This window comes from Enterococcus sp. DIV1315a (assembly GCF_051712325.1).
Lineage (GTDB): Bacteria > Bacillota > Bacilli > Lactobacillales > Enterococcaceae > Enterococcus > Enterococcus faecalis.
Genome location: NZ_JBIOOS010000001.1, coordinates 2,443,990 through 2,470,804, shown reverse-complemented (window position 1 = coordinate 2,470,804; position 26,815 = coordinate 2,443,990). Strand labels below are relative to the sequence as shown.

27 protein-coding genes are annotated in these 26,815 nt (G+C 39.8%); 25 read left to right on the top strand and 2 right to left on the bottom strand.

Annotated elements, in window-relative coordinates:
* The first annotated feature begins 196 nt into the window (after nt 1-196).
* The 6 genes from yfmF to IGJ03_RS11705 all read left to right on the top strand — a co-directional run bounded on the left by yfmF (nt 197) and on the right by IGJ03_RS11705 (nt 7,130).
* Entirely contained in the window at nt 197-1,465 is a 1,269-nt protein-coding gene (gene yfmF, locus IGJ03_RS11730) for an EF-P 5-aminopentanol modification-associated protein YfmF (protein WP_174125971.1), read from the top strand.
* Nucleotides 1,458-2,762 (top strand): EF-P 5-aminopentanol modification-associated protein YfmH, encoded by a 1,305-nt coding sequence (gene yfmH, locus IGJ03_RS11725; protein ID WP_002380969.1) that lies wholly within the window; start codon nt 1,458-1,460, stop codon nt 2,760-2,762. Before yfmF ends, yfmH begins: the two co-directional genes overlap by 8 nt.
* A gap of 167 nt (nt 2,763-2,929) precedes the next feature.
* On the top strand, nt 2,930-3,796 hold the full coding sequence (locus IGJ03_RS11720; protein WP_002359020.1) for a RodZ domain-containing protein: 867 nt from the start codon (nt 2,930-2,932) through the stop codon (nt 3,794-3,796).
* A gap of 124 nt (nt 3,797-3,920) precedes the next feature.
* Nucleotides 3,921-4,499: a CDP-diacylglycerol--glycerol-3-phosphate 3-phosphatidyltransferase gene (pgsA, locus tag IGJ03_RS11715; RefSeq protein WP_002365382.1), complete on the top strand. Its 579-nt coding sequence runs from the start codon at nt 3,921-3,923 to the stop codon at nt 4,497-4,499.
* Between the two features lie 247 nt (nt 4,500-4,746).
* Nucleotides 4,747-5,346 (top strand): MarR family winged helix-turn-helix transcriptional regulator, encoded by a 600-nt coding sequence (locus tag IGJ03_RS11710; protein ID WP_002359022.1) that lies wholly within the window; start codon nt 4,747-4,749, stop codon nt 5,344-5,346.
* Nucleotides 5,346-7,130 carry an ABC transporter ATP-binding protein gene (locus tag IGJ03_RS11705; protein ID WP_077932656.1) on the top strand — a complete coding sequence of 595 codons (1,785 nt, stop codon included), beginning with the start codon at nt 5,346-5,348 and terminating at the stop codon, nt 7,128-7,130. The genes IGJ03_RS11710 and IGJ03_RS11705 overlap by 1 nt, the downstream gene beginning before the upstream one ends.
* A gap of 257 nt (nt 7,131-7,387) precedes the next feature.
* Here the strand turns inward: IGJ03_RS11705 and IGJ03_RS11700 are convergent, their stop codons facing one another.
* The gene (locus tag IGJ03_RS11700) at nt 7,388-8,275 is read right to left on the bottom strand and encodes a MurR/RpiR family transcriptional regulator (RefSeq protein ID WP_002383224.1); all 888 of its coding nucleotides are present in this window, start codon (nt 8,273-8,275) and stop codon (nt 7,388-7,390) included.
* Nucleotides 8,276-8,651: 376 nt separating this feature from the next.
* Here IGJ03_RS11700 and gnd point away from each other — a divergent pair, with 376 nt between their 5' ends.
* The 13 genes from gnd (at nt 8,652) to IGJ03_RS11635 (ending at nt 18,719) form a co-directional block, all read left to right on the top strand.
* The gene (gene gnd, locus IGJ03_RS11695) at nt 8,652-9,587 is read left to right on the top strand and encodes a phosphogluconate dehydrogenase (NAD(+)-dependent, decarboxylating) (RefSeq protein WP_025190639.1); all 936 of its coding nucleotides are present in this window, start codon (nt 8,652-8,654) and stop codon (nt 9,585-9,587) included.
* Between the two features lie 12 nt (nt 9,588-9,599).
* A complete protein-coding gene (locus IGJ03_RS11690) occupies nt 9,600-10,601 on the top strand; it encodes a D-isomer specific 2-hydroxyacid dehydrogenase family protein (protein WP_282897130.1) in 1,002 nt (333 codons plus the stop codon).
* A gap of 14 nt (nt 10,602-10,615) precedes the next feature.
* Nucleotides 10,616-11,722 carry an iron-containing alcohol dehydrogenase family protein gene (locus IGJ03_RS11685; protein ID WP_375804778.1) on the top strand — a complete coding sequence of 369 codons (1,107 nt, stop codon included), beginning with the start codon at nt 10,616-10,618 and terminating at the stop codon, nt 11,720-11,722.
* Between the two features lie 12 nt (nt 11,723-11,734).
* The gene (locus tag IGJ03_RS11680; protein WP_438711148.1) at nt 11,735-12,571 is read left to right on the top strand and encodes a PTS mannose/fructose/sorbose/N-acetylgalactosamine transporter subunit IIC; all 837 of its coding nucleotides are present in this window, start codon (nt 11,735-11,737) and stop codon (nt 12,569-12,571) included.
* 20 nt (nt 12,572-12,591) lie between these two features.
* Nucleotides 12,592-13,464 (top strand): PTS system mannose/fructose/sorbose family transporter subunit IID, encoded by an 873-nt coding sequence (locus IGJ03_RS11675; RefSeq protein ID WP_002354903.1) that lies wholly within the window; start codon nt 12,592-12,594, stop codon nt 13,462-13,464.
* A gap of 21 nt (nt 13,465-13,485) precedes the next feature.
* A complete protein-coding gene (locus IGJ03_RS11670) occupies nt 13,486-13,992 on the top strand; it encodes a PTS system mannose/fructose/N-acetylgalactosamine-transporter subunit IIB (RefSeq protein WP_002354904.1) in 507 nt (168 codons plus the stop codon).
* Between the two features lie 77 nt (nt 13,993-14,069).
* Nucleotides 14,070-14,522, top strand: a complete 453-nt coding sequence (locus IGJ03_RS11665; protein ID WP_002354905.1) for a PTS sugar transporter subunit IIA — start codon at nt 14,070-14,072, stop codon at nt 14,520-14,522.
* 23 nt (nt 14,523-14,545) lie between these two features.
* Nucleotides 14,546-15,619, top strand: coding sequence for a mannonate dehydratase (gene uxuA, locus IGJ03_RS11660; RefSeq protein WP_033600546.1), 1,074 nt, complete (start codon nt 14,546-14,548; stop codon nt 15,617-15,619).
* Nucleotides 15,620-15,623: 4 nt separating this feature from the next.
* Nucleotides 15,624-16,277 carry a bifunctional 4-hydroxy-2-oxoglutarate aldolase/2-dehydro-3-deoxy-phosphogluconate aldolase gene (locus tag IGJ03_RS11655; protein ID WP_002354907.1) on the top strand — a complete coding sequence of 218 codons (654 nt, stop codon included), beginning with the start codon at nt 15,624-15,626 and terminating at the stop codon, nt 16,275-16,277.
* Between the two features lie 315 nt (nt 16,278-16,592).
* A complete protein-coding gene (locus IGJ03_RS11650; protein ID WP_002354908.1) occupies nt 16,593-17,063 on the top strand; it encodes an ASCH domain-containing protein in 471 nt (156 codons plus the stop codon).
* Between the two features lie 175 nt (nt 17,064-17,238).
* Entirely contained in the window at nt 17,239-17,457 is a 219-nt protein-coding gene (locus IGJ03_RS11645) for a YdbC family protein (protein WP_002381076.1), read from the top strand.
* 16 nt (nt 17,458-17,473) lie between these two features.
* Nucleotides 17,474-18,358, top strand: coding sequence for a YicC/YloC family endoribonuclease (locus tag IGJ03_RS11640; RefSeq protein WP_002365374.1), 885 nt, complete (start codon nt 17,474-17,476; stop codon nt 18,356-18,358).
* Between the two features lie 55 nt (nt 18,359-18,413).
* A complete protein-coding gene (locus IGJ03_RS11635) occupies nt 18,414-18,719 on the top strand; it encodes a hypothetical protein (RefSeq protein WP_002383233.1) in 306 nt (101 codons plus the stop codon).
* A 43-nt stretch (nt 18,720-18,762) separates the two neighbouring features.
* On the opposite strand, the gene IGJ03_RS11630 is transcribed toward IGJ03_RS11635, so the two are convergent.
* Nucleotides 18,763-20,244 carry a DUF1958 domain-containing protein gene (locus IGJ03_RS11630; RefSeq protein ID WP_002403258.1) on the bottom strand — a complete coding sequence of 494 codons (1,482 nt, stop codon included), beginning with the start codon at nt 20,242-20,244 and terminating at the stop codon, nt 18,763-18,765.
* Between the two features lie 222 nt (nt 20,245-20,466).
* Here IGJ03_RS11630 and gmk point away from each other — a divergent pair, with 222 nt between their 5' ends.
* From gmk to rsmB, 6 genes are all read left to right on the top strand, one after another.
* The gene (gene gmk / locus IGJ03_RS11625; protein WP_002354915.1) at nt 20,467-21,081 is read left to right on the top strand and encodes a guanylate kinase; all 615 of its coding nucleotides are present in this window, start codon (nt 20,467-20,469) and stop codon (nt 21,079-21,081) included.
* Between the two features lie 4 nt (nt 21,082-21,085).
* Nucleotides 21,086-21,388, top strand: a complete 303-nt coding sequence (rpoZ, locus tag IGJ03_RS11620; protein WP_002354916.1) for a DNA-directed RNA polymerase subunit omega — start codon at nt 21,086-21,088, stop codon at nt 21,386-21,388.
* Nucleotides 21,389-21,542: 154 nt separating this feature from the next.
* Nucleotides 21,543-23,975 carry a primosomal protein N' gene (gene priA, locus IGJ03_RS11615; RefSeq protein ID WP_002365371.1) on the top strand — a complete coding sequence of 811 codons (2,433 nt, stop codon included), beginning with the start codon at nt 21,543-21,545 and terminating at the stop codon, nt 23,973-23,975.
* Between the two features lie 26 nt (nt 23,976-24,001).
* Nucleotides 24,002-24,496 carry a peptide deformylase gene (def, locus tag IGJ03_RS11610; protein ID WP_002371656.1) on the top strand — a complete coding sequence of 165 codons (495 nt, stop codon included), beginning with the start codon at nt 24,002-24,004 and terminating at the stop codon, nt 24,494-24,496.
* Nucleotides 24,489-25,430 carry a methionyl-tRNA formyltransferase gene (fmt, locus tag IGJ03_RS11605; protein WP_002365369.1) on the top strand — a complete coding sequence of 314 codons (942 nt, stop codon included), beginning with the start codon at nt 24,489-24,491 and terminating at the stop codon, nt 25,428-25,430. The genes def and fmt overlap by 8 nt, the downstream gene beginning before the upstream one ends.
* 5 nt (nt 25,431-25,435) lie before the next feature.
* The gene (rsmB, locus tag IGJ03_RS11600) at nt 25,436-26,815 is read left to right on the top strand and encodes a 16S rRNA (cytosine(967)-C(5))-methyltransferase RsmB (RefSeq protein ID WP_375804776.1); all 1,380 of its coding nucleotides are present in this window, start codon (nt 25,436-25,438) and stop codon (nt 26,813-26,815) included.

Below are 26,815 nucleotides of genomic sequence, written 5' to 3'. Positions count from 1 at the left end.
CCTCACTTTAAAAACAGTATACCGAATCTTCTTGAAAATTTGAACTGAAAAACTCTTATCATTCAGAAAGCACCTGAAGCTGTGTTATAATGGAGCTATTGGAAAAAACATTAAAAAATGCTTTAGAATTTACGCGATACATATATTTCACAGCATTCTTTAGGTAAGATGAAGCAAATGAAGGAGCGATGCGGCAATGTCTGTTCAATTAGTTAAAGGCGTGAATTTACACGTCATTCCTACAGAAAAATATAAAACGGTGCGTCTTTTAGTCCGCTTTAATACACGATTAAATCATGAAACCATTACAAAAAGAACGCTGTTGTCCAGTTTGATGGAAACCAACAGCTTGAATTACCCGAATCAAGTCAAGTTAAGTGAGCGTTTGGCGGAGCTTTACGGCGCCAGCTTTGGGATTGGCGTTTCCAAAAAAGGCAATCAACATTGGTTTAATGTTTCTATGAACATTGTCAATGATCATTATTTACAGGATAGTCAGGTTCTCGCCGAAGCGGTGGACTTTTTGAAGGAAATTATTTTTGCCCCCAATATTCAAGCGGGCCAATTTGAGGCGGAAACCTTCCAACGGGAGAAAGAGAACTTGAAAGCGTACTTGGAAAGTATTGTGGAGGACAAGCAAACCTATGCTTCTTTGGCGCTTCAAAGTGTCTATTTTAATCAATCGGAGGATCAAAAAATCCCTAGTTTCGGGACCGTTGCGGCGTTAGCTGAGGAAACAGCGGCGTCATTAGCGGCATATTATCAAAAAATGCTGGCGGAAGATCAAGTGGATATTTTTGTTTTAGGCGATGTCAATGAGGCGGAGTTAGTGCCATTATTCAAGCAATTACCGTTTACACCTCGTGAAGAAGGCAAAGCCGCGATTTTCTACAATCAACCGATTCGCAACGTGATTGAAGAGCGGACCGAGCGTGAGGTGCTAGCCCAATCGAAATTAAACTTGGCTTACAACACGGATATTTATTATGGCGATAGCTATTATTTTGCGTTGCAAGTGTTTAATGGGATTTTTGGCGGTTTCCCGCATTCTAAATTATTTATGAATGTCCGTGAAAAAGAGCATTTAGCGTATTATGCTTCTAGTAGTATCGACACCTTCCGTGGCTTCATGACGGTTCAAACAGGAATCGATGGCAAAAATCGGAATCAGGTCTTGCGTTTGATTTCGACAGAATTGGAAAATATTCGCTTAGGTAAGATTAGCGAATTAGAAATTGAACAAACGAAAGCAATGCTAAAAAATCAGTATATCTTAGCGTTAGATAATGCAGGCGCGTGGCTGGAAAAAGAATACTTGAACCAATTAATGCCACAGACGATGCTGACGGCGGAGGAATGGATTGCGCGGATCAATGCCGTGACTATTTCAGAAATCCAAGAAGTGGCCAAACGCTTGGAACTTCAAGCGATCTTCTTTTTGGAAGGAGAAACGGAAAATGATTAAAAAAGACTATGCACAAATTAAAGAAACATTGTATACAGAAACACTGGCGAATGGGTTAAAAGTTTACCTATTACCGAAAAATGATTTCCAAAAAACGTATGGCTTGTTTACGACCGATTATGGTTCCATTGACAATACGTTCGTGCCAATTGGTCAAGAGGAAATGATTGAAGTACCTGACGGAATCGCCCACTTTTTAGAACATAAAATGTTTGAAAAAGAAGATGGCGATGTCTTCCAAAAATTTGGGCAACAAGGGGCTTCAGCGAATGCCTTTACCAGTTTTACGAAGACGAGTTATTTGTTTTCAACGACGGATCAAGTGACACAAAATCTAGAAACGTTGCTTGATTTTGTGCAATCGCCGTATTTCACGAAGGAAACGGTCGAAAAAGAAAAAGGCATCATCGGACAAGAAATTCAAATGTATTTAGATGATCCTAACTGGCGCTTGTTCTTTGGGATTTTAGGCAACCTTTATCCGAAACATCCATTGCACATTGATATTGCCGGTACAGTGGCAAGTATTGCGGAGATTACCGCAGAAGATTTGTATACATGCTACAATACGTTTTATCATCCAAGTAATATGACCTTATTCGTGGTAGGAAAAATGGACCCCGAAGCGTTAATGGCGTTCATTCGTGAAAACCAAGCGGCGAAAGAGTTTCCTGCCGCCCAACCTATTCGTCGGCATTTTCCTGAAGAAACAGCTGCTGACATTGTCAAAGAGAGCGCCATTGAAATGGCAGTCACACGGGCAAAAGTGCTTGTTGGCTTGAAAGGCTTAGATGAAGTGCCAACAACGGGTCGTGACTTAATGAAATATCAAGTCACCGTGAATTTGTTGTTACAATTATTGTTTGGTAATACCTCTCAAAACTATTTGGCTCTTTATGATGAAGGCTTGTTAGATGATAGTTTTAGTTATGACTTTAATTTAGATCGCAGTTTCCATTTTGCGGATATTGGCGGCGATAGTGAGCAACCAGAAGTCTTAGCAGAACGAATTGAAGCTATTTTATTATCTGCCACAACAAGTCCAGAATTAACGGAAGAAAATTTGTCCTTATTGAAGAAAAAAATGATTGGTAAATATTTCCAATCCTTAAACTCTTTAGAGTATATCGCCAACCAATTTTCACAATCATTGTTTGGGGAAACCACGCTGTTTGATAAGATTGAAGTCATTGAAAGCATTCAATTAGCCGACGTCCGCCAAGTAGCAGAGACCTTTATTCGTGAAGAAGGATTGAGCCGTTTCTACATGTATCCTAAAGGAGAAACCGAGCAATAAACCAACTGTTTAAGAAAAAGAAAAATCTTTGAAATCTTTCAATTTTGTTATCCTCAGTTGGCTTCTTTTGTGGTATTCTTAAAGGACGGGAATGTTTTCCTTGGCAATTGAAAAAGACTGATGAGACAATCGATAAATTAACAAAATAGACTGGAGAAGATGGACGAGTGGCCAGCGTAAATATTGGAGAAACACTAAAAGAAGCAAGATTGCAGAAGAACATCTCAATTGATGAACTGCAACAAATGACAAAAATTCAAAAAAGATATTTAGAAATTATTGAACAAAACGATTTTGAGTCCTTACCAGGCACCTTTTATGTGCGGGCGTTTATCCGCCAATATGCAAGTGCGGTCGGCTTAGATGGCAATCAATTGGTAGATATCTATGATGGCAAAGAACCAGCAATTGTCGAAGAACCCAAGCCAGTGTATGAAGAGCTTGAAGGGTCACGTAAGCAATTGCATGACGAAGAAAAGCAATCCAGTTGGTTACTGCGGAACTTACCAGCCATTGCCTTTTCGTTAATTGGTTTAGCCATTGCGGTCGTGGTGCTGTATATTATGTGGCAAGATCAAAAAGCCGAACCGATTATTCAAACACCGGCAACTAGTGCCAGTGTGGAAAAACCCAAAGAATCAAGTCAAGCCCCAGAAAGTAGCACACAAAGTAGTACACCGCCGTCTTCTTCAAGCGAACCAGAGAAGAAAACAGCTGTGGCTGTGGTGAGTGATGCCAACAATCAAGTGACTGCAACGGTTAAAGATGCGAATAGTCCAATCAACATTACCTTTAAAGGGACTGAAGGCTCTTGCTGGATTGGCGTGATGGTCGATGGCAACTATACGTACCAACACACCCTGCAAGCAGGAGAGACCCAAACAACAGCTTTACCTGCGAATGCCGCCAATGCAACACTGATCCTAGGCGCCTCAAATAACGTCGCCATTCAAGTCGATGGCGCCGATTTAACACTGGAAAAAACGCCAGTTTTAATTCGTAAGGATGTTACATTAGGGATTACGTATCGTTAGAAATGGTGTAAGAAGAATCTGGATAAACTGTCAAACGGCAATTATTCCAGATTCTTTTCTTTTTTTCGTGACACTGCCAGCAAGATAACGTAAAATAGAATAGGAGAAGGAAGGGGCAATTGAAGTGAATTTACCAAATAAATTAACAGTTTTAAGAATATTTATGATTCCGATTTTTATTATTATTGTGTCGGTGCCGATGGACTGGGGAACGATTAGTTTTGGCGACACAACGTTAGCCGTTACCCAATTAGTGGGCGCGATTATTTTTGCAGTTGCTAGTTTTACAGACTGGTTGGATGGCAAAATTGCCCGTGCGCAAGGCTTGGTGACGAACTTCGGAAAATTTGCGGACCCATTAGCGGACAAAATGCTAGTGATGACCGCCTTTATCGTCTTAGTTGGTCAAGGCAAAGTACCCGCTTGGATTGTAGCAATTATTGTTTGTCGTGAATTGGCAGTAACTGGTTTACGGTTGTTATTAGTCGAACATGGCGAAGTAATGGCAGCAGCTTGGCCGGGAAAAGTAAAAACAGCTACCCAAATGGTTGCAATTATTTTACTGTTCATTAACAACATTCCATTTTCAGCACTCCATCTACCACTAGATCAAATCATGCTATATGCCTGCTTGATTTTCACCATTTACTCTGGTGTTGATTATTTTGCTAAGAATAAAGATGTTTTTAAAGGTTCGATGTAAAGAGAGAATCAAAACGCTTGGCTTGTGCCAAGCGTTTTTTAGTATTCATGATTGAATCGGCAAATAGATTTTTAAGTAGAGGAACAGATGAATCGATAAAACAAATCGGCAATTTCTGTATGCTATTTTTCATTTTGGTTATATCTACATATAAATAATTAGTTTGTTGTTGACAAAGTAAACTAAATAGATTACTATTTAGTTCGTTAGCTTATATATAAACTAAATAAATTTTTTGGAGGAAATTATGAAAAAAACAGATATTTTAAATAAACTATTAAAAATTGCTCAACAACCTTACTTAATCTTTGCTTCTAGCATAGAGGAGAAACCAGATAACACTTTTGAAACGTTAAAATTGCTTGCTTCTGAAGAAAATGTAACAGCTGGAAGAATCGCTGAATATTTAGATATAAAACCTTCTAGTGTGACACAAATCATAAAAAAATTAGAGTCTGTTAAAGCAGTTAAACGAGTCAAAAATGAATCAGATGCTCGGGTCACATTCGTTGTATTGACCGATAAGGGACGAGAAAGTTTAAGTACTCAAGGAAATATTTCTAATGGATTTAATGAAGAAATGTTTAAGGGCTTTTCAGAGGAGGAACTAGAGTCTTTAAATAATTATTTAGAACGTATAGAAAAGAATATTTCTAGTGAAGAATTTTTAGATAAAATTGAAACAATTTTTGGCGACGATAAAAATTGGGAACATTTCAGAAAAATATCAGCTAGATATGGTAGAGCTAGAGAACAGATGATGGGACATGATGGCTTTGGTAGATTTGGTGAATTCAATGGTGAATACGGTGGCTTTGAAGGATGGAAGAGAGGTCGGAGAAGATAATGGCAGTAGGTGGAGGCGGCAAAAATAGTCATGATTCTATCCGAGCAGATAAAACAAAATTTTCGTTTAAAGAATTTTTAGGCTTAATCAAGATGACAGAGCCTAACTATTTACTGCTTGGCATTGGGATGATATTTCTTGTGATTTCTTCTAGTATCCAAGTGTACGTTCCAAAACTTGCTTCAAGTTTAGTCAATAATTTTCAAAAGGGAGTAGATTATAGTTTATTAGGTAAAGTTGTTGGATTATTTATATTTTCAGCACTCGTTTCTGCATTAGGAGGGACAATTTTAGGTATTTTTGGTGAAAATGTCATCCAAAATATGCGTAAACGCTTATGGAATAAATTAACTATTCTAAAAGTTTCTTATTTTGACTCTGTTAAAGCGGGTGAAATATCCAGCCGGGTCGTAAATGATACTAATCAAGTTAAGCAATTGTTAGCCGTTACTTTTCCTCAAACAGTTGCCAGTGTGATTACAGTTATTGGTACGGTATATATGATGATTAAAATGGATTGGCATATGTCGCTTGCTATGGTAATTGCTGTTCCTGTTGTAATCCTTTGTATGATTCCAGTAATGGCATTTGGTTCAAAAGTTAGTCACATTCGCCAAGATGCTATGAGTCAATTTAATGGACTTGCTACTGAAACGTTGAGTGAAATTCGTTTAGTCAAAACTTCTAATGCTGAATCTCAGGCGCAGGTTCGTGCTGCAAATGAAGTGGATCGGTTATTTAATGTAGGGAAAAAAGAAGCAATATTTGATGCATCTATGCAACCAATTATGATGATGGTCTTTATGAGTATGGTATTTGGGCTATTAGCATATGGGATGCATCGAATTGCCATTGGTGTGATGACAATCGGAACATTGATGAGTTTCTTAATGTATCTATTTAATCTTATTGGTGCCATGCCAATCATTGCGACGTTATTTTCTGAAGTAGCTAAAGCAGCAGGATCAACACGACGAGTGCAAGAATTGTTATCTAGAGAACCTGAAGACTTTGAAAGTGGACAAGATATTGATTTATCGGAAAAGACTTTATCAGTTAAAAATGTAAAATTTTCTTATGAAGATGCACCAGAGGAACCTATCTTAACAGACATTTCTTTTACTGCTCAGCCAAACCAAGTAATTGCTTTTGCTGGCCCATCAGGTGGCGGGAAATCGACGATTTTTAGTTTAATTGAAAGGTTTTATGAACCTACAGAAGGACAAATTAAATTTGGAGATATTGACATAAAAGATATCAAATTATCAGATTATCGTCGTCAAATCGGCTTTGTATCACAGGATTCTGCGATTATGGCAGGGACAATCAGAGATAATCTAACGTATGGATTAGAAGAAAACTTCTCAGATGAACAACTATGGGATGTCTTGGAACTAGCATATGCGCGAAAATTTGTAGAAGAAATGCCAGATAAATTGAATACGGAAGTCGGTGAACGTGGCGTTAAAATTTCTGGAGGACAAAGACAGCGTATTGCAATTGCTCGTGCATTCTTGCGGAATCCCAAGATTCTAATGTTAGATGAAGCTACTGCTAGCCTAGATTCAGAATCTGAGATGAAGGTTCAAGAGGCATTGTCCAATTTAATGGAGGGCCGAACGACATTGGTTATTGCCCATAGATTGTCGACAATTGTGGATGCGGATAGCATTTACTTTGTTGAAAAAGGGAAAGTAACTGGTTCAGGAAAACATGATGAGCTAGTAAGTAAACATAAAACTTACGCTAAATATGTGTCCGAACAATTTAAAGTAACGGAATGAACGAAATAAGCAAATTTAAAATGAAGCTAAGACAACACGTGCATTAACTAATTGTCTTAAGATTTAGAAAGAACTTGGACATAACCCCCAAGTTCTTTTTTCTAACTTATTTTTACCCACAAGATAAAAAGCGACCAAAAAATTGGTCGCTTTTGAAATACCTCCATGATAGTTCACTTGCTTCATAAAATGTAGAGTCACGGTATAAAGCCAATTTGCGAGGACCGATATTACAAAAATAAGCACCATTCAGATCTTTACGACAAATAATGCGGATCGGTCTTAGTCGTGCTAATGTTGTCGCGGATTTTTTTCAAGGAATCGGCATTTTGATCAAAATTGTGATACATCGTATTTGTATATAAAATATCCATTACCGTTAAGTAACTAATCCGTGAAGCCAAGGATTCCGCACGAAACAAGCCTTCTTCGGTGACGACAATAATTGCTTCGTCGGACAAGCCTGCCAACTCTGAACCGCTGTTACCGGTTAACGTAATCATTTTTGCGTTGGTTTTTTTAACTTGTCGTGCTAGGTTGATTGATTCTTTGGTTTTGCCTGAATGGGAAAAAATAAACACGCAATCTTCACTGGTTAATTTTGTGACAAAACTTAACTGCATGTGGTAATCAAAAATGTAGTTGCACCGATAGTTGGTCCGAATGAATTTATGGAAACTATCAAAAGCCACAATCGAGGAGCCTCCTTGCCCAAAAAAGTGAAGCGTTTTGGCAGAGTACATCAAAGCCAACACGTTATCTAACAGCTCCTTTGTTAAGAACTGTGTGGCGTTACTGAGGGAATAAATATTGGCTTGTAAGACTTTTTTAGCAATGGTAATACTATCATCATCTGGTGAAATATCATCGGCGCCATTCACGCTATTGACGTTTTGAAAAGTCGGCTGATAATTAGAATTTCTAGCAATATCAATTTTAAATTCTTGGAACCCAGAATAGCCAATCTTTTTTACAAATTGATACACGGAAGATTGGGAGACGCCAATTTCGTTGGCCAGACTTTCTAACGTCATTTGTGTCAATAATGATTCAGAATGAACAAAGTAATCGGAAATTTTCTTTTCTGTGAGGCTCAAATTCGGTTTTTTGATCCGAATCCGTTGATCCAAATAGTGGTTTTTCATTAACACGTTCCTCCAATCTTATTTTTTTTAAAATAGAATGAATGCCTTTTCATTGTTGGTATAGACTGATTATAGTGGAAAAAGAGGACAAATACAATTTCTCTTTTTCTCCACAAAAAAGAAATTCTTTAAAAAAAGCCCAAAAAAAATAAATAATCTTTTTTCTGAAAAATGAAGGGGTCTTGAAAAGACTTCTCTCAACTAAAGAAAGTAGCCAGTAAAAAGAACGTGATACCAAGAGATTTACTTGTGTTTTTTGTATGAAAGCTCCTTAAAAATAAAAACGTTTTACCTTTTGAGTAGGCAAGATTTTTGCTAAAAAATAAAAAATATTTTTTAATTAGTGTAATCGTTTACATTATTTTTTTTATCCTTTATGATTGAAGTATCAAAAGAGGCAGGTGAAAGAAAAATGGACATTGGCTTTATTGGACTTGGGAAAATGGGTTTGAACATGGCGTTAAATGTTCACGAACAAGGCTGGCCCATTATTGGCTTTGATGTGACAAAGGAAGCAAGAGCGACTGCTAGAGAGCAGGGGCTTTCCGTTGTAGATTCGTTGTCAGAATTATTGAAAGCGCTTAAAAAAAGGAAGGTGATTTTTTTAAGTACCCCCGCTGGTCAGATTACCAATCAATTAGTGGCAGAATTGGTAGAGCAATTAGCACCAGAGGATATCATTGTGGATAGTGGCAATTCAAATTTTCATGATAGTGTCGCGAATGCTCAGCTTGCTAAGGAAAAAGGAATTTATTTTATTGATTGTGGTACTTCTGGTGGCATCAAAGGAGCGCGGGAAGGAGCGTGTTTAATGGTTGGCGGTGCGCCTGAAGCTGTCAAGGTGTTAACCCCATTTTTTGAAGATTTAGCTTGTGAACAAGGGTATCTTTATGCTGGGAAATCAGGAGCTGGTCACTATTTGAAAATGGTGCATAACGGGATTGAGTACGTCATGATGCAAGCCATGGGCGAAGGATTCAATTTATTAGAAGCTGCTGAATATGATTTTGCGTTGGAGAAAGTAGCCGATGTGTGGAATCACGGCTCGATTATTGAAGCTCGCTTGATGGGCTTAGCGAAAGAGGTTTTTGCGGAAAATCCTACGTTAGCCAATCTAGAAGGGAAAGTGGCAGCAAATGGCGAAGCCAAATGGATGATTGAAGAAGCATTGCGTTTGGAGATGCCCGTCCCAACTACGGCGTTGTCCTTATTTACTCGAAATGAAAGTATGCTAGCAAATCATTTTTCAAACAAAGTGGTCGCTTCTTTGAGACAAGGATTTGGCGGGCATGAAGTCGTAAAAAGTCAGTAAAGGAGTTTAGTCATGTTAAAAAAACAAAAAATTGCCATAGTGAATTCCAGTAGTTTTGGTCAAATTTTTCCTGAACACTTGACGCGCTTAGAAAAAATAGGCACCGTGAAGCATTTTACAGTCGACAGTGAAATTGGTGGGAAAGAGTTAGCGGAACGTTTACAAGGATATACGATTATTATTGCTAGCGTGACGCCATTTTTCACGAAAGAATTTTTTGAACATAAAGATGAATTGTTGCTGATTTCTCGCCATGGTATTGGGTATAACAACATCGATTTAGACGCTGCAAAACAGCACGACACAATTGTTTCCATCATCCCGGCTTTAGTAGAACGAGATGCCGTGGCGGAAAACAATGTCACAAATTTACTAGCTGTTTTACGGCAAACCGTGGCTGCAGATGCCAGCGTTAAAGCAGATCAATGGGAAAAACGAGCGAATTTTGTCGGTCGGACGTTATTTAACAAAACTGTGGGTGTCATTGGTGTTGGGAACACAGGAAGTTGTGTCGTTGAGACGTTACGAAACGGATTTCGCTGTGACGTGTTAGCGTATGATCCCTATAAATCCGCCACTTATCTGCAAAGTTATGGAGCCAAAAAAGTAGACTTAGATACGTTGCTAGCTTCAGCAGACATCATTTGTTTATGTGCCAATTTAACTGAAGAAAGTTATCACATGATTGGCTCGGCGGAAATTGCCAAGATGAAAGCCGGCGTCTATCTTTCCAATAGCGCACGAGGCGCCTTGATTGATGAAGAAGCCATGATTGCCGGCTTAGAATCGGGCAAAATTGCTGGGCTTGGGACAGATGTTTTAGAAGAGGAACCAGGTCGGAAAAATCATCCTTATCTTGCGTTTGAAAATGTAGTAATGACGCCGCACACTTCCGCTTATACCAGGGAATGCCTGCAAGCGATGGGAGAAAAATGCGTGCAAGATGTGGAAGACGTGGTGCAAGGTATTTTACCTCAACGGGCAGTGCAAGAAGTCAGTCGTTACGTTAGTTAAGAAGGAGGAGGAGCATGTTAACTGATTTAAAAGTGAAAGTTGGACCGCAATTTTATCGTTACCACGAAGGCGCCTTAGCTTCGGTGCCGTCACTTTTCAAGGAATATCACACCCAACGAATTTTGGTGGTGCATGGCACCGTATCCTTTGAAAAAGCTCAGCCATTTTTGCCCTTCTTGGCAGATTCAGAGTATCAATTCTTCTATCACACTTACACAGGAGAATGTAGTTATTTTGGCGCCGAACAAATTTCACAGCAAATAAAGGAACACCAGATTGACTTTCTTCTGGGAGTCGGCGGCGGTAAGTTAGCCGATTTAGTGGGCTACAGCGCCCATTTAAACAATCTGAATTTTGGCTTGGTCCCCACTTTGGCTAGTAACTGTGCGCCGTGGACACCGTTAGCTGTGATGTATCAAGAAAATGGCGCGGCCGAAGGCAAAACGGAACATTTCTTTCGCCAAGCTGCGTTTTTAATCACTGATCCTAAGTTGCTTCTGGATGCGCCCCGTGATTATTTTGTCGCTGGTTTAGCTGATACGTTAGCGAAATGGTATGAATCAGAGACCATTTTACGCCAAGCCCATTTGCAAGGGGAACCCTTTTTACAATTAGCGGGAGCGACCGCCAAGCTTTCGCAAGAAGCGATTATGCGGGACTCAAAAGCAGCCTTAGCAGCGATGGATGAGGGCAAACTCACGCCTGAATTTGTCCATCTTTCAGAAATTGTTTTCGCTGTTTCTGGATTAGTCGGCGGCTTCGGTGACAAATACGCCCGCAATGCAGCAGCACACGCCATGCATGATGCTATGAGTAAATTTTTACCAAAAAGTCATGACTATTTACATGGCGAAAAAGTAGCTTACGGCATCTTCTATCAATTAGCATTGGAAAAAAGGTGGGCCATCATAGACGCATTAATCCCCTTTTATCAAGAGCTAAACTTGCCCATGTCGTTACGACAAATGGGCCTTTACCCAGAAGAAGAAGCAGTACTCGATGCAATGGTTCAATTTATTGATTCAAAAGAAAAGGTTCATTTAATTCCTATTGAGATTTCGGAAGAACGTTTACGTCAAGGGATTGAAGAGCTAGAAAAGTATATCCAAAACCAAGGATAAGAAGGAGGAACTATGGAAACGTTAAGTGTTTTACAAAGTTTGATAATGGCGCTTTGGGTGGCAGCAATTATGTCCAGATGGCTTGGAGGAGGAGCAACGTTAACGTTGCGTTTCTCGCCCTTAATGACAGGGTTAGTAGCAGGTTTAGTGATGGGCGATGTCCCGAAAGCGATGATCGTCACCGCAGCATTACAAATGATTTACATGGGTGTTTTTTCACCAGGTGGCTCTATGCCAGCAGAACCATCAATTGCGGCAGCGATTGCTGTGCCAGTTGCGTTGCTAGGGAATTTGAAGCCGGAAACGGCTATCGCCGTAGCGGTTCCTGTCGGTCTTTTAGGAAGTTATTTATATCAATTCCGTTTCTTTATTAACACGTTTTTAGGGAAGTATACCGATCGTGCGGTGGCTGAACTAAATTCTAAAAAAATTGCCCGCTCAATTATCTGGTATCCAACGATTGCCTCATTTATTTTATTCGTTCCATTAGTCTTTTTTGCTCTTTATTTAGGGGCACCAGTCATTGCCGATATTATTAAAGCATTAGAAGGAACCGTTGTGATTCACGTGTTAGAAGTAGTCGGTGGTGGTTTAGCCGCAATTGGGATTGCGACAACGGTCTATGTCATTGGTCGAAAAGATTTCTTGGTTTTCTTTTTCCTTGCATACTTCATGAGTATCGTCTTTAAGTCATTGGAAATTACCATGGTAACGTATGCCATCTTTGGCGTAATTATTGCGTTAATTTTTGTGCAAGTCCAAAAAGGCAAACCTGTAGCAGAAAGTGCTGGTTCCGCCAGTGCCACCACTGATTTTGATGATGATGACGATTACGATGACGGGTTTTAAAAGAAAAAGGAGGAACTGAAATGACGGAAACAACAGAAAAAGTCGTGCCGAAAACAACGAATTTAGCACCAGAAGAAATTACCAATAAAGATGTTACAAAAGCCTATCTCCGTTGGCATTTTGCCAATGAAATTCCCCATTCCTTTGAACGTTACTTGGCGCCTTCGTTATTGTACGCAATGATGCCGCTTTTAAAGAAATTATATAAAGACGATGAACAATTAAAAGCCGCTTATATGCGTCAACTGCTGTTTTTCAATACGCAATTAAGTTGGGGCGGCGGGGTCATTACTGGGTTGATGGCTTCTATGGAACAAGAGCGGGCCAAAGAAGAACATGAAGGCCGCGAAATCATGATGCAAGATGATTTAATGTATAACACCAAAGCTGGCTTGATGGGCGCGTTAGCGGGGATTGGTGATGCGATTGACTCAGGTACGGTTCAATATATTTTTATTGCGATTGCGGTGCCGTGGGCGCAACAAGGTAGCGCATTAGGTGCGATTTTCCCCTTTGTCGCGTTTGCCCTTTATCAAGTACTGTTAGGTGTGTTCTTTGCGAGACAATCCTTTAAAATGGGGCGGAATGCCACAGGCTTAATGCAAAGTGCTGGGATTCAAAAAGCCATTGAAATGTTATCTGTTTTAGGGTTGTTCATGATGGGAATTTTAGCTGGTAATTATGTCAAAGTTTCTTCAACTCTTCAATTTAAACTTTCTGGCCGTGAGTTTGTGGTCCAAGATATCCTTGATCAGATTGTCCCAGGACTCTTGCCGCTAGCTGTCGTAATGGGCGTGTATTGGTTCTATACGAAAAAAGGCTTGAAAGTTACGCAAGCATTATTGTGGTTAACAGGTATTTTAATTGTCTTAGCAACAGTCGGTATTTTATAAAAAGAAAAGGACGTGAATCAGATGGGCGTAGTAAATTTAGCAAGAGTAGATGAACGATTAATTCATGGACAAGTGATGGTGACCTTGTCCCAAAAAAGTGGCGTTAATTCCATTTTCGTTGTCGATGAAGTGGTGGCAAAGGATAAATTTATGCGTGATTTATACAAAAGTGCAGGCAGTCGGACAGGACAAAAAACCATTGTCATTACGCCGGAAAAAGCCAAATTTTATTGGGATGAATACCAATTCAAAGAGTACAACTGTATTTTAATCGCTAAAACCGTCTCTGTAATTTATGACTTAGTAAAACACGGAGTCCCTATGAAGGAGTTAAACATCGGCGGTATCGCACAGAAAAATCCAGAAAAAGATTTATTAGTAACCAAATCAGTTTATTTAAACAAAGAAGATGCCGAAAAATTAAAAGAACTACATGAGGTGTATGGCGTAGAAGATATTTATTTCCAAGCAACGCCTTCTGCACCAAAAACTAGTTTAAAAGAGGTTTTAGGCAAATTTAATTTATAAAAAAGGTCAGTCGCTTGAGTCATTGCATGACTGTTTGAAATAATGACTCAAGCCACTGAATTGAAGGAGGAACTTTTATGTTAGGGATTGTGATTGCTACACACGGTGCACTAAGTGACGGTGCGAAAGACGCAGCTACCGTGATTATGGGCGCAACCGAAAATATCGAAACCGTTAATCTAAATAGTGGAGACGATGTCCAAGCACTAGGCGGGCAAATTAAAACAGCGATTGAGAACGTCCAACAAGGGGATGGCGTGTTGGTCATGGTTGACTTATTAAGTGCGAGTCCTTACAATCAGGCAGTTTTGGTGATTAACGAACTCGAACCAGCACTACAAAAGAAAATCTTTGTGGTGAGTGGTACCAACCTACCAATGGTCTTAGAAGCGATAAACCATCAATTATTGGGCACACCGATTGCTGAAGCGGCGCAAGCGATTGTTGCGCAAGGCAAAGAAAGTGTGCAAGCATGGGATATTTCTATGACTTCCTTTGAGGATGAAGAGGATGAGGACGATGATTTTTAAGAATGTAGTAAAGGGTGAAAGCAATGAAATGGGGATTTAGATGGTACGGAGCAGCAGGCGATGCCATTCCGTTAAAACACATTCGACAGATTCCAGGAATTACTGGCGTTGTCGGTACCTTGTTAAATAAACTACCAGGTGATGTTTGGACAGTAGCCGAAATTCAGGCACTTAAACAATCGGTGGAACAAGAAGGATTAGCACTTTTAGGAATTGAAAGTGTCGCTATTCATGATGCCATTAAAGCGGGAACGGATCAACGAGACCACTATATTGATAATTATCGCCAAACGTTACGTAACTTGGGGAAATGCGGAATTTCCTTAGTGTGCTACAGTTTCAAACCTATTTTTGGTTGGGCTAAAACGGACTTGGCGTATGAGAATGAAGATGGCAGCTTATCGTTGTTATTTGATCAAGCTGTGGTAGAGAACATGCAGCCAGAAGACATGTATCAATTAATTCACAGTCAGTCAAAAGGATTCCGGTTACCAGGTTGGGAAGAGGAGCGTTTGCAACAATTTCAAGAATTGAAAGCTATGTATGCCGGCGTAACAGAAGAAGATTTGGTCGAAAATTTGCGCTACTTTTTAGAACGTGTGATTCCTGTCTGTGAAGAAGAAAATATCAAAATGGGGATTCACCCCGATGATCCACCTTGGGAAATTTTTGGTTTGCCAAGAATCACTAAAAATTTAGCGGATTTGAAACGAATCCTTTCCTTAGTGGACTCACCAGCAAATGGGATTACATTTTGTACAGGTTCCCTTGGTGCGGATCCGACGAATGATTTGCCTGCTATGATTCGTGAAATAGGTCACAGAATTAATTTTGTTCATTTCCGCAATGTGAAGTATTTAGGTGAGCATCGTTTTGAAGAAACGGCGCATCCTAGTGTCGCTGGTTCGTTAGATATGGCGGAATTAATGCAAGCACTGGTAGACGTAGGGTATGAAGGTGTTATTCGTCCTGACCATGGGCGGGCAATTTGGGATGAAAAAGCGATGCCTGGTTATGGTTTATATGATCGAGCAATGGGGTTGACCTATATTCAAGGACTGTACGAAGCAACCAAAGCCAAACAAAATAGGAAGTGACAGAATGGAAACAAAAGTTGAAAAAAATCAACTGTATCAACAATTAGCGACATGTAAACTTTTACCACTATACACTGCAACAGATTTACGCTATTTGCCACAAGTAGAATCAGTCTTAGTAGAAAACGAATTACCGTTTATTGAAGTCACTTTTCGGAGTCAGCTGGCCTTGCCTGCCATCAAACAACTTGCTGCTTCAGGGAATTTAATTGTGGGCGCAGGAACTGTTAGAACCTTGAAAGAAGCCCAAGAGGCAGTAGCGAACGGTGCACAGTTCATTGTTTCCCCAGCGATTGTTCCAGAAGTCATTGATTTTTGTCTGGCAAATGAGGTGCCTATTTTTCCAGGAACAGCTACGCCTGGGGAGATTCAGCGAGCGCTGGCGTATGGCTTACGAGTGGTTAAATTTTTCCCAGCCGATATTTACGGCGGGTTAAAAGCCATCAAAAGTTTAAGTGGCCCGTTTTATGATGTTCAATTTTTACCAACTGGTGGGATTGATGAAACAAACTTTATAGAGTATGTGGAAGCAAAAGAAGTATTAGCAGTGGGCGGTTCCTTTATTTTATCGGAAAAGATGCTTCAAGAAGATGAAGCTTCGGCACGCCAGCATGTTCAATCTTTACTTACGAAAATCAAAGAACGACAAGCAAAATAAAAAGATGAGGTCGGGACAGAAGCGTTTAACTCCGAGAAATAAGAAGGAATTTCCGAAAATTGTTCTGTAATTTTTGGAGAATTTCGGCTTATTTCCGAAGGAGTTGCTTCTGTTCCCGCCGTTTATAAGTTTTTGAGCGTGGAGCAAAAATCCAAAGTGATTTTTGTCCCACGCTCTCTTTTTTTTTTCTGTCCAAATACTACTGTCATTATTTTAGTTTTCATTTTGTAAAAATAGTATAGGAGAAAAGCAATCAGTTATGTATAATTAGTGAAAGAAGGTTGCGTGAAGTAAAAATAAAAAGGAGAGCAAAGGATGTTAAAAAATGTAGAAGTGTTCTGGCAAAACTTTTTAGATAAACATGAATTAGATATGTTGATGCCCGATGTGTGGATGTTTGGTGATGGCTCTTCTGAGATGGGTAATCGTTTGGGTCAATTGGTTGTTTCTGGTCGTAAGACAGCGACATGTTCTTCTTTAGATATTTATAAGATGGAAGAAGAACAACTCCCTAAAGCTGGTCAATACGACATAATTTTAGATGGTCAGTCTCAACCGCTGGCTATTATTCGAACAACCAAAGTTGAAATTATGCCCATGAACAAGGTCTCAGAATCTTTTGCACAAGCGGAAGGTGAAGGAGATTTGACGCTGGATTATTGGTATGAAGAGCATGCGCGGTTCTTTAAAGAAGAACTGGCCCCCTATCAGCTACAATTTTATCCCGACATGCTGTTAGTTTGCCAAAGTTTTGAAGTGGTGGATCTTTATACAGAAAAAGAATAAACAGAGAAGCGGTGACTGACACGATTGAAACGAGCAGTTGTCGCTTTTTTTACTGATTTTTTGAAAAAGTTGCGTATGTTTATATAGACAGGGTGATAGAAAAGAGATGTGTATTTTAAGTGTCGAGGAAAAGATGGTACAATAACCTAAGGAATACTAACAAGGAGTGAATGTTATGAAAGAAGAATTTTCATATGAAATTTTAGAAGAAGTCGCTGTGTTATCTGAGAATGCTCGTGGCTGGCGTAAAGAATTGAATTTAATTAGTTGGAATGGTCGTCCACCAAAATTTGATTTGCGTGAGTGGGCCCCTGATCACGAAAAAATGGGTAAAGGCATCACCTTAACTAACGAAGAATTTGCTGAATTAAGCAAAACAATTAAATCCATGTAAAAGGAGCACCCTGTCAATGAAAAGTATGACTGGATTTGGAAAAAAGACCATTCAAAATGAAAATTATCAATTGGATATCGAAGTCAAAAGTGTCAACCAGCGGTTTTTAGATATTCAATTGCGTATGCCCAAGGAACTGAATGCCTATGAACTGGTGATTCGGCAAGTAATCAAACGCACGTTAAAACGTGGACGTGTGGAAGTCTATGTAAATCTCCAAAAAATCGGCAACAATCAAAAAGAAGTGCGCGTGCAGTGGGACTTAATTGATCAATTATTAACTTCGGTAGATCAACATTTAAAGGAAAACTATCCGGAAGCAACGTTTGATGCAGGGGACACGGTCAACCATTTATTAAAGCAAAATGATTTTGTCGAAATAGTGGAAGCAGAAATCGTTGATCAGACATTTGAACCATTTCTTGTTCAAGCATTTGAAGCAGCCATCGCTAGTCTTGACCAAAGCCGTGTGCAAGAAGGAACGCAAATTAAACAAGTCCTGCTTGACTACGTAGCAGTGTTGACCCAATCAATTCAAGAGCTGCAAGCGTTTGTGGGCGTTTTTGAACAAGAATACCGTCAACGTTTTGAAGCGAAATTAAACGAATGGTTAGGTAGCCAAGTGGATGAAACACGCTTATTAACAGAAATGGCCATTTTATTGGAAAAAGGCGATATTCATGAAGAATTGGATCGTTTGGATATCCATATTGATAAGTTGCATCAGTTGCTTGACGAAACAGAACCAGTGGGCCGAGAACTAGATTTCTTAATTCAAGAAATGAACCGTGAAGTCAATACGATTGGTTCGAAATCAAGTCCAATTGAAATAAAAAATAGTGTCGTTCAAATGAAAACAACCTTAGAAAAGATTCGTGAACAAATTCAAAATGTCGAATAGAGAAAATGGTTTCGTGTTTTTCCAGAAAACGCTATAATATAGAAGTAACGAATAAATGACAGAGGTGAAAGCAATGACTAAATTTTATGATGTAACCTTTCAAGAATTAAGTGGTCGTTCTGTGGTAAAAACAGAAGTCGCTTCAGACAGAGAACCATTTGACGTCTGGCAAGATGCTTGTGCAAGCTATTCTGAAACAGAGTTAAATATCCAAATTAACGAAGACACGTTTGTTACTTTGAATCGTCACTTTGTTGTTCGCATTGACGTGAAAGAAGTTGACGGCCCTGTCGACAAACAAGTTCGTCGTCGCGATGAATTGATGAACGTGGTCAATACGCTTTCTAATATGGGCTTATAAAAAATACCACCAAGCATTTCACGCTTGGTGGTATTTTTTTTAATTAGAATAAAAGAAACAAGCCAACGGCGCATAGGAAAGAAAGAACTGCGGCACTTAAAAAGATTGTCCGCATGGATGCAGTTTTACTGCTTTCTTTGCCGTGTTTTTTCTGACGTTCTAAACGTTTTTGAAGCTGACGGGTAATTACTGAGAAAATCAGCCCGAAAAGGACTAAAACACTTGTGGCAATCGATTTGGGAATAAAATGATTCGGTTCTGCAACGGTGGTATCCCCAGAATGTTCGTTTGATTCTTCCGCAGCTTCAGCTGTTGTTTGTTTTGGCTTAACTTCTTGGTAAGCCACTTTCGGCGCTTGAACAGTACTATTTAACAATGTCAAAGGCGTGTCGACTTGCACCTGCCCTGCTACTAATTTAAAGGTAGGCTGACTGCCTTTGGGAATGACACCGTATAAATCGTTAGCCAAAGTGACTTTTTTGTGATCAATGGTTTGTGGTCCTTTGTCTAAAAGTTTTTTGCGTTCGTATGTCGTATAGGCATAGTCCAGCAAAGCATTACCAGCCACATGCCGTTCGTATTCACCATCTTGGTTTTGCCAATTACCAACGCCTAAAATGACTTCAATTAAACGGAAATCTCCTTGTTTGACAGTCGCAATATAGTTAAAGCCGCCTGTTGGACTAGAGCCTGTTTTTAAACCATCCACGCCTTGATAACCATACTTAGCGCCTGGTAAAGAATAATTGTACGCTTCAAACGTTTCCTCGTAAGGCGTGCCGACCATTGTTTTCACCACTGGTTTATTGGTGATTTCTAAAATTTCTGGATAATTTTTCAGAAAATGATAGGTTAGTGAAGCTAAATCTCTAGCTGTAGAGACGTTATCGCCATTTGGGTCAATTCCTTGCATTTGATACAGGCCGTTAAAGGCACTTGCTTGCGCTCCACTGCAGTTGTAATAGGTAGTATTTGTCATCCCTAATTCAGCCGCTTTTTGATTCATTAAATGAACAAAGTCAGTAGGCTGGTTCCCTGAAATTAAGTTTGCCAACATGAGAGTTGCCACATTAGAAGAGGGGACAGCAATCATTTTTAACAGTTCACGGACTGGATAAGCAACACCTAACGTAATTTTGTTATTACTAATGGCATATATTTTAGAAATATCGACATCTTTTTGCGTAGCAGTCACAGTCGTATCCATTGTAAATTTTCCTTGCTCCATTGCTTCAAAGGCCAAGTACATGGTCATCACTTTGGCAATACTGGCAGGATTCCACGCTAAATCTGGTTGCTGCGACCAGAGAATTTCTCCAGAATCAGCATCAACAACGATGGCTGCTTTGGGAATGCCATCCGCTTTCAGGGTCGTCCCCATTTTTTTAGCAATCGCGGTAATATCTTCTTCTGCGTGAGTCACAGTAGGTTGGGCAAAAAAGGCCCCACAACTGACGACTAAGCCTAGCAGAAACAATGTAAATGGTTTAATTCGTGCGATGTTTCTCAGTCCTTTCTTATTCACGTTTTTTCATCCTAAAGGAGTCATCACTTCATTTTACTTAAAAAATGGCTGCCTGTATAGGAATTCTAGGTAATTTGTTTAAAAAAAGAACAAGTTATGAAAGCCAAATTAAAGAAGAAATGTTATTTTTTCAGTGAATCTCCAAGAAAGTCTTGAAAATTGCAGAAAAAAAGTGCAAAATAGAACTAATACTGTGAAATTATGTTTTGAAAGGAAGTCGTTATGTCAGAGCGCGGGTTATTAATCGTATTGTCAGGTCCTTCAGGAGTGGGGAAAGGGACTGTAAGAAAGGCTATTTTCGACAGTGAAGAAAATGATTTTCAATATTCAATCTCAATGACCACTCGGAAACAGCGAGAAGGCGAAGTGGATGGAGTAGATTACTATTTCCGTTCAAGAGAAGAATTTGAAGCGATGATTGAAGCTGGAGAAATGTTGGAATATGCGGAATATGTTGGTAACTATTATGGGACACCATTAACGTATGTTAACCAGACGCTAGATGAAGGCAAAGACGTCTTTTTAGAAATCGAAGTCCAAGGGGCTAAACAAGTCAAAGACAAAGTGCCTGATGGCGTATTTATCTTTTTGACACCCCCCGATTTAGCGGAATTAAAATCAAGAATTATTGGCCGCGGAACAGACGAAATGTCTGTGATTGAAGAACGAATGGCTGTGGCCAGAGAAGAAATCGAAATGATGGCGCTGTATGATTATGCGGTAGTGAATGATGAAGTTCCTTTAGCCGTGCAACGAATTAAAGACATTATCGCGAGTGAGCACTTCCGTGTTGACCGTGTAATTGGAAAATATATTAAAATGTTAGAGGAGATGTAGCCTTATGATGTTAAAACCGTCAATTGACTCATTGTTAAAAGAAGTCCCTTCAAAATATTCTTTGGTTATTTTAGCAAGCAAACGTGCGCATGAATTAGATGAAGGCGTTCAACCAACCGTTGAATCCTTTGATTCTGTAAAAAGTGTGGGTCGTGCGTTAGAAGAAATCGAAGCAGGAACAGTGATCAGTGATCCAAATCCTGAAGAAAAACGCGAACGTCTACGCATTGAACGTGAAGAACGCAAACGCCAACGTGAACAAGAACAAAAAGAATTAGAAAACCGTTTACGTGACGAAAAAAATTAATTGAATGATTGTCAACGAATGGAGAAAGCCGTCTGTCTATTTCAGAGGCTTTCTCTTCGTTTATTCTGAAAGGTGCCAGCGAGACACACAAGACAAATCAGTCAATCTTTAGTACAATAGGCAAAGAGAATTTACATAAAAAGGAGGATGCACCATGCAAAAAGTAGCCAAAGTTATTGTGGATGTACCAACGATGCAAACCGATCAACCATTCACTTATTTAGTTCCTGAAAATTTAAATGAGCAATTGGCTGTCGGCATGCGTGTAGAAGTGCCTTTTGGTAACGGTAATCGGCATGTTCAAGGGTTTGTTTTAGCCATTGAACCAATGGCTGCAACGGTTCTTGACGAAACCAATGTTCAGTTGAAAGAACTAGTGGCGGTGTTGGATTTAAAACCTGTCTTAAATACAGAAATGTTGGCTTTAGCTGATTATATGAAGGAAAAAACGTTTGCCTTTAAAATCACTTGTTTGCAAACCATGTTACCTAGCGTAATGCGTGCCGATTACCAAAAATATATTTATTTAACGGATGAGCTTTCTGAAGAATTACAAGATCAGTTATTTTATGGTTTAGAGGAAATTTCGTGGGACCAAGCGCAAGAACGTGGGCTTTTGCCTCAACTAATGGCGTTGCGTAAACAGCAAAAAGTCGATATTCGCTACGAAGTTACGACGAGAAATAAAGTCAAAATGGTCCGCTTCATTCAAGCCGCTAAGGAATTTGAACAACTAGAGGAAATTCGTTTGGGGTTACGCAAGGGAGCTAAGAAGAAAGAGCAACTTCTTTACTATTTACAACGCTTGGGCACTGAAAAAGTCACCGCTGTGAAGGAAATGAAAGAATTAGGTTTCAGTACCGCACTTTTAAATGAAGCCGCCAAAAATGGCTGGTTAACGTTCATTGAAAAAGAAGCGTATCGTGATCCGTTTGCTAATCAGACGTTTGAAAAAACGACTGCGTTATCTTTGAATGCAGAACAACAGGTGGCTGTGGAAACAATCTTACAATCGGTCCAAGAACAGCAAAGCCAAACCTACTTATTGGAAGGTATTACAGGAAGCGGGAAAACAGAAGTTTATCTACAGGTCATTGCAGAAGTTCTTAACCAAGGCAAAACAGCCATTATGCTTGTCCCTGAAATTTCTTTAACTCCGCAAATGGTGCAACGCTTTAAAAGTCGCTTTGGCGAACATGTTGCTGTAATGCACAGTGGCTTATCGCAAGGTGAAAAATACGATGAGTGGCGGAAGATTGAACGAGGAGAAGCGGAAGTGGTGGTTGGCGCGCGTTCTGCCATTTTTGCGCCAATCGAAAACATCGGTGTGATCATTATTGATGAAGAACACGAGGCAAGTTATAAACAAGAAGAAACCCCCCGCTACCACGCGAGAGATTTAGCGATTTGGCGTTCGGAGTACCATCATTGCCCTGTTGTTTTAGGTAGTGCCACGCCGTCCTTGGAATCACGCGCTCGCGCACAAAAAAATGTTTATCAGCGGTTACGATTAACACAGCGTGCCAATCAAGCGGCAACCTTGCCTACGATTGATGTAGTGGATATGCGGCAAGAAGTAGAAAATGGCAATGTCTCTTCTTTTTCCATGTCGTTGCAAGAAAAACTCCAAGAACGCTTAGAGAAAAACGAACAAAGTGTTCTCCTACTTAATCGCCGTGGCTATTCGTCATTTGTGATGTGTCGCGATTGTGGCTATGTGTTGCCGTGTCCGAATTGTGATATTTCCTTAACTTTGCATATGGATAGTAAAACAATGAAATGTCATTATTGTGGGCATGAAGAACGGATTCCTTATCGCTGTCCTAACTGTGGCCAAGATAAAATTCGCTACTACGGAACAGGCACACAAAAAGTAGAAGAAGAATTACAAACGTTGTTACCAGACAGTCGTATTCTCCGAATGGATGTTGATACGACCCGTCGCAAAGGTGCGCATGAAAAGATTTTGCGAACATTTGGTGAAGGACAAGCGGATATTTTATTAGGCACACAAATGATTGCCAAAGGACTGGACTTTCCAAATGTGACGTTAGTCGGTGTCTTAAATGCTGATACCGCCTTGAATTTACCCGATTTTCGTTCCAGTGAACGGACCTTCCAATTATTGACACAGGTCAGTGGCCGAGCTGGTCGTGCTGAAAAACCGGGAGAAGTCATCATTCAATCTTTTAACCCCGAGCATTATGCGATACAATTGGCAAAAGCCCAAGATTATGAAGATTTTTATACAAAAGAAATGTATATCCGTCATCGTGGGGATTATCCGCCGTACTATTTTACGGTCCAAATTACGGCTAGCCATCCTGAAGAAAATGAAGCAGCGAAACAAATGTTTCAAATTGCGACGAAATTAAAACAAGGCTTATCGCCGCAAGCCATTTTGTTGGGACCAACGCCCAACGCAATTATGCGTGTCAATAATCGGTACTTTTATCAAGTGATTATCAAGTATAAACAAGAACCAATGCTCCAACCATTATTGAAAGAAATTTTGACCGATACACAACGAGCAACGGCTCGTGGTTTAAAGCTTTCCATTGATGCAGAACCCATGAATTTTATTTAAAAAATACAGCTTTGAAAGGAGCACTTATGCGCTATCCAGTTGTGATTCACCCGAACGAACACTTAAAAATGAAGGCTCAACCTGTGACGATTATTACCGATGAAATTGTGCAGTTACTAGAGGATATGTATGAAACAATGCTGGCCCATGATGGGATTGGCTTAGCAGCCCCGCAAATTGGTAAAAATTTGCAAATGGCAGTGATTGAAATCGATGAAGAATCTGGTCGTTTTGAACTAATTAATCCAGTGATTATTGAAAAAAAGGGAACCAGTATTGATGTGGAAGGCTGTTTAAGTATTCCAGAAACATATGGAACCGTTGAACGAGCAGATGAAGTGACTGTCCGTTATTTTGACCGTGAAGGTGAAGAAATGGAAGTTACGGCTTACGGCTATTTAGCTCGAGCTTTTCAACACGAAATTGATCATTTGAATGGCGAGTTATTTATCGATAAAATGATTGAGAAAATTGCACCAGAAGATTTAGAAGCGTATATGGAGGAACATTTTGATGACTAAAATTGTATTTATGGGCACACCAGCCTTTTCTGTTCCGATTTTAGAAAGTTTAATCGAGGCAGGCTATGACGTTCAAGCGGTTGTCACGCAACCAGATCGACCAGTTGGCCGAAAAAAAGTGATTACCCCAACGCCTGTCAAAGAAGCAGCTTTAAAACATAACTTATTAGTCTTACAACCAGAGAAAATTTCAGGTTCTCCTGAAATGGAAAAAGTGATTGACTTAGCACCAGATTTAATTGTGACAGCAGCCTTTGGACAATTTTTACCAGAGAAAATTTTAAAAGCGCCCAAACTAGGTGCGATTAATGTCCATGCCTCACTTTTACCAAAATATCGTGGCGGCGCACCTGTACATTACTCGATTATTGAAGGAGAAAAAGAAACAGGCGTCACGATTATGGAAATGGTGAAAAAAATGGATGCTGGCGCGATTTTATCGCAACGTGCAATTCCGATTACGAAACAAGACGATGTAGGCACCATGTTTGAAAAATTAAGCATTCTAGGAAAAGAACTTTTATTAGAAACGTTACCCAAGCTAATTGCTGGCGAAATCACGCCTATTCCACAAGTGGAAGAAGAGGCTACTTTTTCACCCAATATTACCCGGGAACAAGAACGAATTGACTGGCAAAAAACTGCTGAGGCAATTGATAACCAAGTGCGTGGTATGCGTCCTTGGCCAACAGCGTTCACAACCTATCAAGGGACCAATTGGAAAATTTGGGCAGTGACACCACTGACTGAAACAACAACCAGCGCCCCAGGAACGATTATCCAACGTAGTAAAAAAGCGCTATGGATTGCTTGTGGCGAAGGGACAGTTCTTCAAATTGATCGCCTGCAACCAGCAGGTAAAGGTCAATTAACGATTCAAGAATTTTTAAATGGCGTTGGTCAAAATGTCGCAGAAAAAGATAAGGTGGACTAACAAAAATGGCTGAAAAAATCCCCAAGAAATTAAAACGTTCTGTTCGATACGTTGCTTTAGAAACCATCGAACGTGTGGATAAAGGTGGGGCGTACTCCAATCTTTTACTTAATGAAATGATGACAAAATCAGAACTAAGCGAGAAAGATGGCCGCTTGTTTACAGAACTTGTCTACGGCACAATTAGTCGCAAATTATTGTTGGAATACTACTTAACACCATTTGTTAAGAAACCGCAAAAAGTCGATAATTGGGTGAAAAATTTATTGATTTTATCGTTATATCAATTACTTTATTTAGATAAAGTGCCTGATCATGCAGTCATTAATGAAGCGGTTGAAATTGGCAAACGTCGTGGCAATCCTGGGATTGGTAAATTCGTGAATGGCGTGCTGCGGGCGTTCCAACGAAATGGAGCACCTAGTTTGGCCGCAATTAGCGATCCAGTTGATCGTTTAGCAACGGAAATTAGCATGCCACGTTGGTTAACAGAAAAATTACTTGCCCAATTAGGCGAAGAAGAAACACGGCAGTTGGGTTTGTCATTATTTGAAAAAAGCCATGCGAGTGGCCGAGTAAACACACGGTTTATTTCACGAGAAGAAGCGCTGGAAGAACTACAAGAAACAGGGATTACCGCGAAGGAAAGTCAACTTTCCCCTTATGGTGTTGTCGCTGAAAAAGGCTACTTAGCTGGCAGTGAACTGTTTATTAACGGTTGTTTAACCATTCAAGATGAAAGCTCTATGCTCGTGGCTCCAGCGATGCAAATTGAACCGCATCATCGTGTCTTGGATGCTTGTGCGGCTCCTGGTGGCAAAACGACTCATATCGCAACTTTTTTAGAGGCTGAAGCAGGTGGTCGTGTGACTTCTTTAGATATTCATGCGCACAAAATTAAGCTAATTAATGAAAATGCGCAACGCCTCCATGTGGCGGATGTCGTCCAAGCAGAAAAGCTTGATGCGCGACAAGTGGCCGAAGAATTTCCCGCAGAAACCTTTGATCGGATTTTAGTTGATGCGCCATGTTCAGGCTTAGGGCTAATGCGCCGTAAACCAGACATTAAATACCATAAAACGGCCAATGATTTTCAAAATTTACCTAAAATTCAGTTAGAAATCTTAGAAAGTGTTGCCCCAACACTAAAACAATGGGGTATAATGGTCTATAGCACTTGTACTATTACGCCAGAAGAAAATCAGGAAGTGGTGGCAGCCTTTTTAGCCAAACACCCTGAATTTGAAAAAATTGAAATTGTTGCAAATGAAAACGTCCAAGCAGTAGTAAAAGAGCAAGAACTGGTTCTGTATCCCCATCAATACATGACAGATGGCTTCTTTATTTGCTGTATGCGGAAAGTTAGTTCAAATGAGGTGAAATAA

Excerpts from the sequence above, each read along its gene's own strand:
- IGJ03_RS11705 (WP_077932656.1), top strand. The coding sequence starts at position 5,346 with ATGGCAGTAGGTGGAGGCGGCAAAAATAGTCATGATTCTATCCGAGCA.
- gnd (WP_025190639.1), top strand. The coding sequence starts at position 8,652 with ATGATTGAAGTATCAAAAGAGGCAGGTGAAAGAAAAATGGACATTGGC.
- gmk (WP_002354915.1), top strand. The coding sequence starts at position 20,467 with ATGTCAGAGCGCGGGTTATTAATCGTATTGTCAGGTCCTTCAGGAGTG.
- IGJ03_RS11670 (WP_002354904.1), top strand. The coding sequence starts at position 13,486 with ATGGGCGTAGTAAATTTAGCAAGAGTAGATGAACGATTAATTCATGGA.
- IGJ03_RS11640 (WP_002365374.1), top strand. The coding sequence starts at position 17,474 with ATGAAAAGTATGACTGGATTTGGAAAAAAGACCATTCAAAATGAAAAT.
- IGJ03_RS11650 (WP_002354908.1), top strand. The coding sequence starts at position 16,593 with ATGTTAAAAAATGTAGAAGTGTTCTGGCAAAACTTTTTAGATAAACAT.
- uxuA (WP_033600546.1), top strand. The coding sequence starts at position 14,546 with ATGAAATGGGGATTTAGATGGTACGGAGCAGCAGGCGATGCCATTCCG.
- priA (WP_002365371.1), top strand. The coding sequence starts at position 21,543 with ATGCAAAAAGTAGCCAAAGTTATTGTGGATGTACCAACGATGCAAACC.
- IGJ03_RS11665 (WP_002354905.1), top strand. The coding sequence starts at position 14,070 with ATGTTAGGGATTGTGATTGCTACACACGGTGCACTAAGTGACGGTGCG.
- yfmH (WP_002380969.1), top strand. The coding sequence starts at position 1,458 with ATGATTAAAAAAGACTATGCACAAATTAAAGAAACATTGTATACAGAA.
- IGJ03_RS11675 (WP_002354903.1), top strand. The coding sequence starts at position 12,592 with ATGACGGAAACAACAGAAAAAGTCGTGCCGAAAACAACGAATTTAGCA.
- rpoZ (WP_002354916.1), top strand. The coding sequence starts at position 21,086 with ATGATGTTAAAACCGTCAATTGACTCATTGTTAAAAGAAGTCCCTTCA.
- IGJ03_RS11635 (WP_002383233.1), top strand. The coding sequence starts at position 18,414 with ATGACAGAGGTGAAAGCAATGACTAAATTTTATGATGTAACCTTTCAA.
- IGJ03_RS11700 (WP_002383224.1), bottom strand. The coding sequence starts at position 8,275 with ATGAAAAACCACTATTTGGATCAACGGATTCGGATCAAAAAACCGAAT.
- rsmB (WP_375804776.1), top strand. The coding sequence starts at position 25,436 with ATGGCTGAAAAAATCCCCAAGAAATTAAAACGTTCTGTTCGATACGTT.
- yfmF (WP_174125971.1), top strand. The coding sequence starts at position 197 with ATGTCTGTTCAATTAGTTAAAGGCGTGAATTTACACGTCATTCCTACA.
- IGJ03_RS11690 (WP_282897130.1), top strand. The coding sequence starts at position 9,600 with ATGTTAAAAAAACAAAAAATTGCCATAGTGAATTCCAGTAGTTTTGGT.
- IGJ03_RS11655 (WP_002354907.1), top strand. The coding sequence starts at position 15,624 with ATGGAAACAAAAGTTGAAAAAAATCAACTGTATCAACAATTAGCGACA.
- IGJ03_RS11685 (WP_375804778.1), top strand. The coding sequence starts at position 10,616 with ATGTTAACTGATTTAAAAGTGAAAGTTGGACCGCAATTTTATCGTTAC.
- IGJ03_RS11710 (WP_002359022.1), top strand. The coding sequence starts at position 4,747 with ATGAAAAAAACAGATATTTTAAATAAACTATTAAAAATTGCTCAACAA.
- IGJ03_RS11645 (WP_002381076.1), top strand. The coding sequence starts at position 17,239 with ATGAAAGAAGAATTTTCATATGAAATTTTAGAAGAAGTCGCTGTGTTA.
- def (WP_002371656.1), top strand. The coding sequence starts at position 24,002 with ATGCGCTATCCAGTTGTGATTCACCCGAACGAACACTTAAAAATGAAG.
- IGJ03_RS11680 (WP_438711148.1), top strand. The coding sequence starts at position 11,735 with ATGGAAACGTTAAGTGTTTTACAAAGTTTGATAATGGCGCTTTGGGTG.
- fmt (WP_002365369.1), top strand. The coding sequence starts at position 24,489 with ATGACTAAAATTGTATTTATGGGCACACCAGCCTTTTCTGTTCCGATT.